General features: G+C 74.2%; 13 protein-coding genes. 7 read left to right on the forward strand and 6 right to left on the reverse strand.

What is annotated here, in order from left to right:
- Position 1: 1 nt before the first annotated feature.
- Genes ACIP82_RS23670 through ACIP82_RS23690 form a run of 5 tightly spaced genes read right to left on the reverse strand, consistent with a single transcriptional unit; the run spans position 2 to position 5333 of the window.
- Entirely contained in the window at positions 2–955 is a 954-nt protein-coding gene (locus ACIP82_RS23670) for an ABC transporter ATP-binding protein (RefSeq protein ID WP_400655901.1), read from the reverse strand.
- Complete coding sequence (locus tag ACIP82_RS23675; protein WP_400655903.1) at positions 952–1965, reverse strand: ABC transporter ATP-binding protein; 1014 nt, start codon at positions 1963–1965, stop codon at positions 952–954. The genes ACIP82_RS23670 and ACIP82_RS23675 overlap by 4 nt, the downstream gene beginning before the upstream one ends.
- Positions 1965–2831 carry an ABC transporter permease gene (locus ACIP82_RS23680; RefSeq protein ID WP_363608032.1) on the reverse strand — a complete coding sequence of 289 codons (867 nt, stop codon included), beginning with the start codon at positions 2829–2831 and terminating at the stop codon, positions 1965–1967. The genes ACIP82_RS23675 and ACIP82_RS23680 overlap by 1 nt, the downstream gene beginning before the upstream one ends.
- Positions 2818–3777 (reverse strand): ABC transporter permease, encoded by a 960-nt coding sequence (locus tag ACIP82_RS23685; RefSeq protein ID WP_363608031.1) that lies wholly within the window; start codon positions 3775–3777, stop codon positions 2818–2820. Before ACIP82_RS23685 ends, ACIP82_RS23680 begins: the two co-directional genes overlap by 14 nt.
- The gene (locus ACIP82_RS23690) at positions 3774–5333 is read right to left on the reverse strand and encodes an ABC transporter substrate-binding protein (protein WP_400655906.1); all 1560 of its coding nucleotides are present in this window, start codon (positions 5331–5333) and stop codon (positions 3774–3776) included. Before ACIP82_RS23690 ends, ACIP82_RS23685 begins: the two co-directional genes overlap by 4 nt.
- 240 nt (positions 5334–5573) lie before the next feature.
- Between ACIP82_RS23690 and ACIP82_RS23695 the strand changes: the two genes are divergently transcribed.
- Entirely contained in the window at positions 5574–6218 is a 645-nt protein-coding gene (locus ACIP82_RS23695; RefSeq protein WP_363608029.1) for a TetR family transcriptional regulator, read from the forward strand.
- 35 nt (positions 6219–6253) lie between these two features.
- Here ACIP82_RS23695 and ACIP82_RS23700 read toward each other — a convergent pair whose 3' ends face one another.
- The gene (locus ACIP82_RS23700) at positions 6254–7012 is read right to left on the reverse strand and encodes a GntR family transcriptional regulator (protein ID WP_400655908.1); all 759 of its coding nucleotides are present in this window, start codon (positions 7010–7012) and stop codon (positions 6254–6256) included.
- Between the two features lie 186 nt (positions 7013–7198).
- Here ACIP82_RS23700 and ACIP82_RS23705 point away from each other — a divergent pair, with 186 nt between their 5' ends.
- The 6 genes from ACIP82_RS23705 to ACIP82_RS23730 all read left to right on the forward strand — a co-directional run bounded on the left by ACIP82_RS23705 (position 7199) and on the right by ACIP82_RS23730 (position 11741).
- Positions 7199–7972, forward strand: coding sequence for a tyrosine-protein phosphatase (locus tag ACIP82_RS23705; RefSeq protein WP_400655910.1), 774 nt, complete (start codon positions 7199–7201; stop codon positions 7970–7972).
- Positions 7969–9750: a glycoside hydrolase family 3 N-terminal domain-containing protein gene (locus tag ACIP82_RS23710; protein ID WP_363608026.1), complete on the forward strand. Its 1782-nt coding sequence runs from the start codon at positions 7969–7971 to the stop codon at positions 9748–9750. The genes ACIP82_RS23705 and ACIP82_RS23710 overlap by 4 nt, the downstream gene beginning before the upstream one ends.
- Before the next feature lie 165 nt (positions 9751–9915).
- Positions 9916–10374 (forward strand): NADAR family protein, encoded by a 459-nt coding sequence (locus ACIP82_RS23715; protein WP_400655911.1) that lies wholly within the window; start codon positions 9916–9918, stop codon positions 10372–10374.
- Positions 10375–10380: 6 nt separating this feature from the next.
- On the forward strand, positions 10381–10956 hold the full coding sequence (locus tag ACIP82_RS23720) for a DUF4291 domain-containing protein (protein WP_400655912.1): 576 nt from the start codon (positions 10381–10383) through the stop codon (positions 10954–10956).
- A 114-nt stretch (positions 10957–11070) separates the two neighbouring features.
- Positions 11071–11379, forward strand: coding sequence for a hypothetical protein (locus ACIP82_RS23725; protein ID WP_400655914.1), 309 nt, complete (start codon positions 11071–11073; stop codon positions 11377–11379).
- Positions 11376–11741, forward strand: a complete 366-nt coding sequence (locus ACIP82_RS23730; RefSeq protein WP_363608022.1) for a hypothetical protein — start codon at positions 11376–11378, stop codon at positions 11739–11741. Before ACIP82_RS23725 ends, ACIP82_RS23730 begins: the two co-directional genes overlap by 4 nt.
- Positions 11742–11780: the final 39 nt, after the last annotated feature.

Below are 11780 nucleotides of genomic sequence, written 5' to 3' on the forward strand. Positions count from 1 at the left end.
CTCAGTCGACCGGCAGCAGTGGCCGGTGGCAGGCGACCGTCCGCCCGGGGGACACCGCGCGCAGGGCCGGTGCCTCGGTGGCGCAGCGCTCGTCCGCCAGTGGGCAGCGGGTGCGGAAGCGGCAGCCCGACGGCGGGTCCAGCGGGGACGGCGGGTCGGCGGGGAGCAGACCGGTGTCGCCGAGCGGGCGGCCGGGCTCGGGGACGGCGGCGAGCAGGGCGGCGGTGTACGGGTGGGCGGGGGCGGCCAGCACCTCCTCGGTCGGGCCCTGCTCGCAGATCCGGCCGAGCTGGAGGACGGCGACGTCGTCGCTGACCGCCCGGACCACACCGAGGTCGTGCGAGATGAACAGGCTGGCCAGGCCGCGCTCGTCGGTGAGCCGGCGCAGCAGGTTGAGCACGGTGGCCTGGGCGGAGACATCGAGCGCGGAGACGGCCTCGTCGGCGATCAGCACCCGCGGTTCGGCGGCCAGCGCCCGGGCGATGGCGACGCGCTGCGCCTGGCCGCCGGAGAGCTGGCCCGGCCGGCGGTCGCCGAACAGGGCGGGGGAGAGGCCGACGGCGTCCAGCTGTTCGTCGATGACGGCCTCGCGGTCGCGGGCCGGGTCGGGGTGGGCGTCGAGCGGTTCGGCGACCAGGTCGCGCACCCGGCGGCGGGGGTTGAGGGAGGAGATCGGGTCCTGGAACACCATCTGCATCCGGGGCCGCAGCGCCCGCAGCGCGCGGGCGGAGAGCGAGCCGAGGTCGGTGCCGTCCAGGGTGACGGTGCCGGAGGTGGGCGGGGGCAGCCGGAGCAGGGCCTTGGCGATGCTGCTCTTGCCGGAGCCGGACTCGCCGACCAGGGCGAGGGTGCGGCGCTGCCGCAGTTCGAGGCCGACCCCGCTGACGGCGTGCAGCGGGCCGGACCGGGTGCGGTGCACCACCGTCAGGCCGGTGGCGTGCAGGACGGTGGTCATGCGGCGGCCTCCGAGGTGCCGAGAGGAGCGAGGGGGGAGAGGGGGAAGTGGCAGGCGGCCGTGTGCGCGGGCCCGGCCCGGTGGACGGGCGGCGCGGCCGTGGTGCAGACGGCGGCGGCGCGTTCGCAGCGCGGGGCGAACGGGCAGCCGGTGGCCGGCTTGGCGAGGTCGGGCGGGGAGCCGGCGATGGCGGGCAGGGTGCGCCGCAGCGGCCCGGTGACGCGCGGCACCGAGCGCAGCAGTGCGGCGGTGTACGGGTGGGCGGGCCGTTCGGTGATGGACTCGGTGGGGCCGCTCTCCACCACCCGGCCGCCGTACATCACGGCGATCCGGCGGGCGCGCCCGTACAGCAGGCCGATGTCATGGGTGATCAGCAGGGTGGCGAGGCCGCGGGTCTCGCGGTGCCGGTCGAGCAGGTCGAGCACGGTGCGCTGGACGGTGACGTCCAGGGCGGTGGTGGGTTCGTCGGCGAGCAGCAGGGCGGGGCTGCCGGCCAGCGCGGCGGCGATGCCGACGCGCTGGCGCAGGCCGCCGGAGAGCTCGTGCGGGTAGGCGCGGGCCCGCCGGGCCGGGTCGGGGACGTCGACGGCGGCGAGCAGTTCGGTGGCGGTCTGCCGCCGGGCGCGGCGGCCGAGCCGCTTCCGGTTGGTGAGCGACTCGGTGACCTGGTCGGCGATCCGCACCACCGGGTTGAGCGAGGTCATCGGGTCCTGGTGGACCATGGCGACGCCGGTGCCGAGCAGTTCGGCGCGCCGGGCGGCGGCGGCGGTGAGCAGGTCCTCGCCGCTGAGCAGCACCTGCCCGGTGGACTCGACCCGGGTGGTGCGGCCGTGCACCCCCAGGACGGTGCGGGCGAGCACGGACTTGCCGGAGCCGGACTCGCCGACCACGCCCAGGCATTCGCCGGCGTCGATGGTGAGACTGACGTCGTGCAGGATGTGCAGCGCGCGGCCGTCGGGGGCGTGGATCACGGTGTTGAGCGAGCGGACGTCCAGGACCGGGGTGGCCATCAGCGGGACTGTCCCTTCTGGGCGGGCGAACGCAGGCGCTCGCCGAGGTAGTTGAGGGCGAGGACGGTCAGGCAGAGCACCGCCGCCGGGGCGAGCGAGATCCACGGCGCGCTGCCCAGCGTGGTCCGGCCCTCGGCGATGATGCCGCCCCAGGACGGCTCCGGCGGGCGCAGGCCGAAACCGAGGAAGCTGAGCGAGCCCTCGGCGACGATGGCGACCGTGGTGGCGGTGAAGGCGAAGGTCAGCGCGGCCGACGCGACGTGCGGGACGACCTCGCGGCGCAGGATGCGGGCCGGGGAGGTGCCGATCATCCGGGCGGCCTGGACGAACCCGCGCTCGCTGAGCGACAGCACCACGGCGCGCACCACCCGGGTGAAGGCCGGCACGGTGAACAGGCCGATCAGCGTGCCGATCACGGGCAGGCTGGGGCCGCGCAGCGAGACCGCGATCATCACCAGGATCAGGGTGGGGACGGACATCAGCAGGTCGGTGGCGAAGCCGATGGCCTTGTCGACCGGGCCGCGGAACCAGCCGGCGGCCACCCCGAGCGCGCCCCCGCCGAGCAGGCCGACGGCGACGGTCAGCCCGGCCACCGCGAAGGAGGCGCGGGCCCCGGCGATCGTCCGCTGGAGGACGTCCCGCCCGGAGGCGTCGGTGCCCAGCCAGTGCCCGGGGCCGGGCGCGGCCGAGGGGGCGGCGAAGTCGCCGTGCAGCGGGTCGAAGCCGGGCAGCAGCGGCAGCAGCAGCGCGGCGAGCGCGACCACGGCCAGCCAGGCGGCCGCGGCGAGGACACCCGCCGGGGGCCGCCGGCGGCGCTTGCGGGCGGGCGCGGTCGGCGGCGCCAGGGTGCTCTCAACGGTGGTCATGGGCGATCCTCGGGTCGAGCTTGCGGTACAGCAGGTCCACCGCGAGGGTGGCCGCGACCACGCCGAGCGCGCTGACCACCACCACGGCCTGGATGACGGGGAAGTCGCGGGCGCCGATGGCGTTGGAGGCGAGGCTGCCGACGCCGGGCACCGCGAACAGCGTCTCGACCAGCACCGAGCCGCCGAGCGAGGTGCCCACGCCGATGCCGAGCAGGGTGACCAGCGGCAGCGAGGACGGCCGCAGCGCGCGCCGCAGCAGCAGCCTTACGGTGCCCATGCCCCGGCTGCGGGCGGCGGCGACGTACGTCTGGTCGAGGGTGTCCAGCAGCTGCCCGCGCAGGGTGCGGGTGAAGACGGCGGCCTCGGTGAGGCCCAGGGTGAGTGCGGGCAGCACCAGGTGCCGGAGGTTCTCCACCGGGTCCTCGGCGAACGGCACCCAGCCGGTGGCGGGCAGGATCCGCAGCTGTACGGCGGTGATCCAGATCAGCAGCAGGGCGAGCACGAAGCCCGGTACGGCGAGCCAGACGAAGGCGCCCGCGGTGGCGATCCGGTCCACCGCGCCGCCCGGCCGCCAGGCCGAGAGCAGCGCGACGGGCACGGCCAGGCAGAGCGCCACCAGCTGGGCGGAGACGAAGAGTTCGAGGGTGACCGGGATCCGGTCGGCCAGCTCGGAGGTGACGGCGGCGCCGCTGGTGAGCGAGTGCCCGAGGTCGCCGTGCAGGGCGTCGCCGAGCCATCGCCAGGCGGCGGTGAGCACGTTCTCGTCCAGGCCGAGCTTGGCCTCGTAGGCGGCGATCTGCTCGGGGGTGGCGGTGGGGCCGAGGGCGGCGACGGCGGGGGAGCCGGGCATCAGGTGCGGCAGGCTGAGCGCCGCGACGGTGACCAGCAGCAGGACGGCGGCGGCGCGGCCGGCCCGTCCGGCGAGGCCGAGGATCCGGGGCGTCACTTCTTCACCCAGAGGGTGGCCGGGGAGACGTTGACGACGGCCCGCTTGGAGAGGTCGGGCAGGCCGCCGACCTTGCTGGTGGCCACGAAGCCGGCCGCGTTCTCGGTGAGGAACAGCATCGGGGCCTCGGCCACGACGGCCTTGGCGGCCTCGTTGTAGGCGGCGGTGCGCTGGGCCGGGTCCAGGGCGGCGCGCCCGGCCGCGATCGACTGCGTGGCCTGCGGGTTGCTCCAGCCGGTGAAGTTGTACGGGGAGCCGGGGGCGTACAGGTTGGCCAGCGCGGTGTCGGTGTCGCCGAACAGGCTGGTCATGAAGTCCTGCACCTGGAACGTGCGCTGCATCAGCGAGGTGCCCAGGGTGGCCGGGTCCATCGGCTTGACGGTCACCTTCACACCGGCCTCGCCCAGCATCTGCTGGATCACGGTGGCGCGCTGCTGGCCCTCGGGGCGGTTGTCGACCTGGTACTCGAAGGAGAGGTCCGGGTGGCCGGACTCGGCGAGCAGGGCGCGGGCCTTGGTCACGTCGCGGGCCGGGTACGTGGCGGCGGCCGAGTGGTAGGGGGAGACGGAGCCGATCGGACCGTCCGAGACCTTGCCCTGGCCGAGGTAGACGACCTTCTCCAGGGCCTCGCGGTCGATGGCGTACTGGATGGCCTGGCGCACGCGCGGGTCGTCGAAGGGCGCGGCCTTGGTGTTGAACAGGATGGTGGAGGTGGAGCTGGGGCCGGTGGCGACGCGCAGCCCGTCCCCGGCGGCCTGCTTCAGCTGGGCGGGCGTCTCGGCCCAGATCAGGTCGGCGTCGCCGGAGCGCAGCGACTGGTAGCGGCTGTCGGAGTCGGCCAGCACCCGGTAGACGATCTTCTCGGCGTGACCCTTGTCGCCCCAGTAGGAGGCGTTGCGGGCGACGGTCACCGAGACGCCCGGCTGCACGCTCTCCACGGTGTACGGGCCGGAGCCGACCGCCGGGGCGTCCCCGTTCGGGGCCTCGGAGACGTAGCCGAGGGAGCGGGTGAACAGGTTGGGGAAGGCCGCGTTCGGGGTCTTGAGGGTGAAGACGACGCTGGTCGGGCTGTTCACCGTCATGCCGCCGATGGTGGCGGCGTCGGTGGCGCAGGAGCACTTGCTCTCCGGCTTGGCCAGCCGGTTGACGTGGTCGACCACGGCCTGGGCGTCCAGCGGCTTGCCGTCGCTGAACTTCACGCCCTCGCGCAGCTCCAGGGTCCAGGCGGTGGCGTCCGCGTTGGGGGTGAACCCCTTGGCCAGGTAGGGCTGCACGGTGCCGTTGTCGCCGTTGACCATCAGCGGGTCGTACAGCGCGTTGGCCAGGACCAGCACGGGCAGCGAGGTCAGCGTGCTGTCGGCCGGGTCGAGCTTGGCGAAGGGGCGGTCCAGGCCGATCTTCAGCGTGCCGCCGTCGGTCGCCTGGCCGTCGGTGGCCGGGGCGGCCTGGGCGGAGCCGCCGGACACCGCGGTGTCGGAGGCCGAGCAGGCGCCGGCGGTGAGGGCGATGGTGACCGTGCAGATGGCCGCTGCCAGAACGTGCTTGTTCCGCTTCATGGTTCCTCGGTGTTCCTCGGATCGAAGGTGGGGGCCGACAGCGTGGGGCTGCCGCCGCAGACCACCATTCGGAAGTGGCACAACTGCCAAAAGGCAGTTGTGCAAACTTCACGTGACGAGGTGTCGACGACTTGGCGCTCGCCTTGAGCGGGCCGCGCCAGGCGTGATTGCGTACGAGTGACGGAGAACCGTCGGAGAAGGGCAGGGCCAGGGAACATGCAGGGGCAGGGGGCCGAAACCGTGGCGGAGACCGTGGACGGGGTGGTGGTCGGGGCGGAGGCCGTCGTCGAGACCGGGCTGCGCGACCGCAAGAAGGCGCGGACGCGCGAGGCGATCCGCACGGCGGCGCTGGACCTCTTCGAGGAGCAGGGCTTCGAGCGCACCACCGTGGACCAGATCTGCCGGCGCGCGGACGTCGCCCACCGCACCTTCTTCCGGTACTACCCCAGCAAGGAGTCCCTGCTCTTCGGCTGGGACTTCGGTCGGCAGATCATCGACGAGTTCGCCGCCGCCCCCGCCGCCCTCGGCCTCTGGGAGGCGTTCTGGCACGCCCTGACCGCGACCGGCGGCCGGCTGGAGGAGCCCGCCGAGCACACCGCCCGGCGCCGGCTGCTGCGCCGGCGCTTCCTCGACGTCCGGTCCGTGCACGACCACGCGATCCTCCAGGTCGACACGTTCGTCCAGCGGACGATCGAGGCCGCGGCCGGGCGCCTGGGCACCGATCCCGACGAGGACCTGCGGGCGCACGCGCTCGGGGCCGCGCTCGGGGCGATGACGCGGCGCCACATCATGGTCGGGAGTTCGGAGCCATGGCTGCCGGAGGCCTGGGAGGAGGCGTTCCGCACGCTGGTGCCGCCGGGTCCCGGCCCCCGGGCGGACGGGTGAGGCCGGCCGGTCCCGCGGTACCCGGGCCGGGGGCGCTAGCGGTCGGGGTGCTCGCGGTAGTGCAGCACGAACCGGGCGCTGCTGCCGACGATCCGGCGCCGGACGTACAGCGCCGGGGCGCCGTCCGGTGTGCAGCTGACGCCCTCGCGGACCAGCAGCGGCGTGCCGACCGGCAGGCCCAGCAGTTCGGCGTCGGCGAGGTCCGCGCCGATCGCGCCGAAGGCCCGCCAGTCGTACTCCAGCTCGATCCCGGCCGCCCGGGCCAGCTCCGGCACCAGATTGCCCCGGAGGCCGGGCCGGTCGAAGCCGGGCGGCAGCAGGGCGGACGGCAGCCAGTAGCTGCTGACCGTCCGGACCTCCGCGCCCAGCCGGATCACGCTCTCCAGCCGGGACAGTTCGCCCGGCGCCCGGCCCAGCCGCCCGGCCGCCTCCAGGTCCTCGGCGGAGCCGGTCACCGGCGGCGCCGCGACCACCTCCTCGCCGTCCCGGGAGTGCAGCGCCGCGTGGACGCTGCCGAGGTCCACCCGCTGGCTGCGCGGGTCCACGTCGATCGAGACCCGGACGGCGGGCGGGCGCACGAAGGTGCCCACCCCGCGCCGGATCTCGATGGTCCCGGCCCGCTCCAGCTCGGCCACGGCCTGTCGGACGGTCAGCCGGTTGACGTCGAACTCCGCGCTCAGCTCCGGCTCGCTGGGCAGCCGGGCGCCGGCCGGGTACGTCCCGGCGTCGATCCGCTCCTGGAGCTGCCGGGCCAGCCGGCGGTACAGCGGGGTGCTGGTTCGGTGCGTTGCCACGCGCCAGATCCTACGGAGCCGGGCGCCCGGGATGCCGTCCGCCCGTAGAAGCACCAGCCCTTGACCCGATGTTCATCTCGCCGCCGCTTGCCGGGCACCCCCGGTAGCCGTTACACATCTAGACATCTAGATGTCTTCGTTTTTCGCAGCTCCACCCGAAAGCCAGTGCCACCCGAAAGGCCCCCCATGTCCCTGGTCAACTTCCGCGACCCCGCCGTCCTCGCCGACCCCGACAGCCGCTGGATCCGCCCCGGCGCCGTCCACCGCTCCGCCCAGCCGCACGCGGCCGCCGCCCCGGCGATTCTCGCCCAGCTGTGTGAGGCCGGCATCCGCACGATCGTCGACCTGCGCGGCGACGCCGAGGCCAGGCCGGCCGACTGGGCCGAGGCCGAGGCCGCCGGGATCCAGGTCGTCGCGGCGCGCATCCAGCCCACCAGCGACGCCCTGGACGCGTCCATGCGGGAGATGACCACCGCCGCCGACCTCGGCGCCTTCTACCTGCTGATGGCCGAGTCCGCGCCCGAGGCCGTCGTCGCCGCCGTCGAGGCCGCCACCCGCCCCGGCGGCGTGCTGCTGCACTGCGCCGCCGGCAAGGACCGTACCGGCCTGCTGATCGCCCTGCTGCTCGACCTGGTCGGCGTCCCCGCCGAGGAGATCGTTGCCGACTACGCCCGCACCAACGAGGCGCTGACGCAGATCTGGGCCAACCTCGCCGATCGCAACCGCAGCGCCATGAACGACTACCAGGCCGGCACGCTCACCGTCCCGGCCCCGCTGCTGGAGGCCCCCGCCGGCGCGATGGTTGCCTTCCTGGAGCTGGTCGACACCCGGTACGGCGGTACGGAGGCCTTCCTGGCGCACTGCGGCGTGGTCCCCGCCACGATCGAGGCCTTCCGCGCCAAGGCCGGCGTCGCCGCCGACGCGGCCGTTGCCGCCGCTGGGACGGAGGCCGTCGCATGACGGCCCGGCTCCGTCATCACGACGGCACCCCGTTCCGCGACCTCAACCACAACGGCACCATGGAGCCCTACGAGGACCCGAGGCTGCCCGTCGAGGAGCGCGTCGAGGACCTGCTCGGCCGGATGACGCTCGCCGAGAAGGCCGCCCTGATGTTCCACGGCCGGATGATGCCCGGTACCAGCCCGGAACTCCCGTTCCCCACCGGAGCCGAGCTGATCAACGGACGCGGCCTCACCGCCTTCGCCATGATGGCCGTCCCCGACGCCCGCGCGATGGCCGAGTGGAACAACCACGTCCAGGACCTCGCCGCCGCCGAACGCCTCGGCATCCCCGTCACCCTCGCCTCCGACCCCCGGCACGGCTTCACCGCCAACCCCGCCACCGCCTTCGTCGGCGGCGGCTTCAGCGCCGGCCCCGAACCGATCGGCCTCGCCGCCACCGACGACCCGGCGCTGGTCGAGGAGTACGCCCGGCTGATCGGCCGTGAGCTGCGCGCCGTCGGCATCCGCCTGGCCATCCACCCGATGGCCGACCTCGCCACCGAGCCGCGCTGGGCGCGGATCAGCGGCACCTTCGGCGAGGACCCGGAGCGCGCCGTCCGGATGATCACCGCCTACATCCGCGGCCTCCAGGGCGAGAGCATCGGCCCGGACAGCGTCGCCTGCATGACCAAGCACTTCCCCGGCGGCGGCCCCCAGGCCGCCGGCGAGGACTCGCACTTCGCGGCCGGCCGCCGGCTGGTCTACCCCGGCGGCGCGCTGGACCAGCACCTGCGCCCGTTCGAGGCCGCCTTCGCGGTGGGCACGGCGCAGATCATGCCCGCCTACGCGATCCCCTCCGGCACCGGGCTGGCCGAGGTCGGCGCCAACTTCAACCGGGACGTCATCACCGGCCTGCTGCGCGGCAAGTACGGCTTCGACGGCGTGGTCTGCACCGACTTCAACGCCATCACCGGCATGGCGATCCCCGGCATGGCCGCCCTCCCGCCGCGCCACTGGGGCGTCGAGGAGCTGTCGGTGGCCGAGCAGGTGGTGCTCACCCTGGACGCGGGCGCCGACCAGCTCGGCGGCGAGACCGACCCCGGGCTCGTCCTCGACGCCGTCCGTTCGGGCGCGGTGAGCGAGGCCCGGATCGACGAGTCCGCCCGGCGGATCCTGCGTGACAAGTTCCGGCTCGGCCTCTTCGACGACCCGTACGTCGACCCCGACGCCGCGGCCGCCCTCGTCGGCGCCCCGGCCGGGCGCGAGCTGGGCCGCCGGGTGCAGGAGCGTTCGCTGGTCCACATCGCCGGGCGGCCACTGGCAGGTCGGCGGCTGTACCTGGAGGAGATCGACCCGGCCGTCGCCGCCCGCCACGGCGCGGTGGTCGCCCGCCCGGAGGACGCCGACGCGGCCGTCGTCCGGCTCAAGGCGCCCTACGAGCAGCGCGAGGGCCTCCTCGAACGCTTCTTCCACAGCGGGTCGTTGGAGTTCCCGGCGGAGGAGGCGGAGCGTCTGCGCGCGATCGCCGCCACCGTGCCCACCTGCTTCGTCGTCCATCTCGACCGGCCCGCCGTGCTCACCCCGCTCGCGGGCGAAGCCGCCATGCTGATCGGCGAGTTCGGCGCCGACGACGACCTGGTGCTGGAGGCCGCCCTCGGACTCGCCCCGGCGCGCGGGGTCCTGCCCTTCGACCTGCCCTCCTCGATGGCCGCCGTCGAGGCCTCCCGCGAGGACGTGCCGTTCGACACCCGCGACCCGCTGTTCCGCTGCGGCTGGTCGGCTGCTGACGGCGCCTGATCCGGGCCGTTCCGTTCCCGCTCCCGCTGCTTCCGTACTCTGCGGAAGCGCCGGGAGCGGGGGCGGGTGGAAAAGCAGACGCGCCCGGGCGTGGGCGCGGCATACGATCTCACCGCCGCTCACCGCCGCATCCTGATGGGTGCCGCGCGCCCGGACGGAGACCCGATGCCGATCTACTTCTACGGAGCCGACGAGGTGCCGTACGGCTGCTTCTCGAACTTCTCGGCACACGGGGTCGAGCTCGACGGGCGGTTCTGGCCCACCTCCGAGCACTGCTTCCAGGCGCAGAAGTTCACCGGCACCCGCCACGCCGACCTCATCCGCAAGGCCCCGACGCCGCTGCGCGCCGCCCAGCTGGGGCGGGACACGTCCAAGCCGCTGCGGCGCGACTGGGAGCGGGTGAAGGACGACGTGATGCGGCGGGTCGTGGACGCCGAGTTCCGCACCCACGAGGACATCCGGGCCGTCCTGCTGTCCACCGGCACCGACCGGATCGTCGAGGACACCGGCGCCGACCACTACTGGGGGCGCGGCCGCACGGGGACGGGCAAGAACATGCTGGGCCGCATCCTGATGAGCACCCGTGACCGGCTGGCCGCCGAGGCCGGCCCGGTGGGGCGGTAGGCGCGCATGCAGCCCCAGCACCGGATCCGCGCCGACCACGACGCCCGGACGATCGTCGTCTACCAGGCGTACGCGCCCGTCGTCGCCGAGCCGGCCCTGAAGGCGGGCCGGTTCGTGCCGCCGTTCTCGTTCCAGCGGATGACGTGGATCAAGCCGTCCTTCACCTGGCTGATGCACCGCAGCAACTGGGGCCGGAAGCCGGGCCAGGAACGCATCCTCGCCGTTCGGATCACCCGGGAGGGATGGGAGGAAGCGCTCTCCCGGGCCGTCCTGACCACCGCCGATCCGGCCGCCGTGGCCCAGGCCGAGGTCCACGTCCAGTGGGACCCGGAGCGGTCGCCGAGGGGTGCGGCGCTGAACCACTACAGCATCCAGGTCGGCATCGGCAGATCGCTGATCCGCAGCTACGTCGACGACTGGATCGTCGACCTCACCGACCTCACCCCGCAGGTCCGCAAGATCGCCGCCCTGGTCCAGAACGGCCACCCGGCGAAGGCCCAGCGCCTCCTCCCACCCGAGCGCCCCTACCTGCTGCCGCTGCCGACGGCACACCGCCTCGGCATCACCGAAGGCCGCCCCTGACGCCGCCCCCGTCAGCGAAGGGTGGAGCAGGGAGTCGACGATCCCGACTTCTCGTGCTGACGGTTCGTGTGGGCCCTGCCGTCCCGCGCCGGGTCGGACAGCCTTGCTGCGACGGTGAAGGTCAGCGACGCTGGGCCGATGCCAGGGCAGCGGAAGAGAAGACGTCAGCAGCAGGACGAGATGCAGAGGGCTGCCGCTCGCTTTGCGCCTGACACGGGCTCCTGGGAAGTGCTCTTCGAGACCCAGGACGAGCCGGAGTGGCGCGCTCACCTCCGCCGTCTCCAAGCGTCGGACACGCAGATCGACTGGACGGCGGTGCGGATCGACACGTTCTGCGGGCGCCTGACGCAGCCGACCACCTACCGGCTGAGCCTCTTCGTGTCGAACGCCGCGCCCGGGGTGGCGGGCCAGGGCGGCCAGTGAGAGCCGAACCCGCCCGTGCGGACGGCAGTGACGAAGGACCGCCCGGCGTCAATGGGCCCGGATCCGCGCTGACCAGGGCGTTCGTCGGGGTGGCGGAGGGCACCCGCCGGTCGGCGTGGATGGTGCGCGGGACCTTCTCCCGGCAGGTGTACGGCTCGCTGTGGATCGCGCTGCCCGTGGCCCTCGCCGTGGTCATCGGATTCGTGGCATTCATGCTCGGGGTGGAGTCGAACAGCGCGGGGCCCGCCATCGCGGGCGGACTGCTCGCCGCCCTGCTCCTGATGGGCGCGCTCCTGGTGGGGGCCACGGTCTCCGGGATCTTCCGCACCGTGCTCTACCGGGACGCTTCGGCTGTGGCCTGACACCCCGGATGTGATCTCCGTACGTCGTCGGCCGGGGCC

The organism is Kitasatospora sp. NPDC088548, from assembly GCF_044753005.1.
In the GTDB taxonomy this organism is placed as follows: Bacteria; Actinomycetota; Actinomycetes; order Streptomycetales; family Streptomycetaceae; genus Kitasatospora.

Coding starts and splice junctions, on each gene's coding strand:
- ACIP82_RS23670 (WP_400655901.1), bottom strand. CDS start 955: ATGACCACCGTCCTGCACGCCACCGGCCTGACGGTGGTGCACCGCACC.
- ACIP82_RS23675 (WP_400655903.1), bottom strand. CDS start 1,965: ATGGCCACCCCGGTCCTGGACGTCCGCTCGCTCAACACCGTGATCCAC.
- ACIP82_RS23680 (WP_363608032.1), bottom strand. CDS start 2,831: ATGACCACCGTTGAGAGCACCCTGGCGCCGCCGACCGCGCCCGCCCGC.
- ACIP82_RS23690 (WP_400655906.1), bottom strand. CDS start 5,333: ATGAAGCGGAACAAGCACGTTCTGGCAGCGGCCATCTGCACGGTCACC.
- ACIP82_RS23705 (WP_400655910.1), top strand. CDS start 7,199: ATGTCCCTGGTCAACTTCCGCGACCCCGCCGTCCTCGCCGACCCCGAC.
- ACIP82_RS23710 (WP_363608026.1), top strand. CDS start 7,969: ATGACGGCCCGGCTCCGTCATCACGACGGCACCCCGTTCCGCGACCTC.
- ACIP82_RS23715 (WP_400655911.1), top strand. CDS start 9,916: ATGCCGATCTACTTCTACGGAGCCGACGAGGTGCCGTACGGCTGCTTC.
- ACIP82_RS23720 (WP_400655912.1), top strand. CDS start 10,381: ATGCAGCCCCAGCACCGGATCCGCGCCGACCACGACGCCCGGACGATC.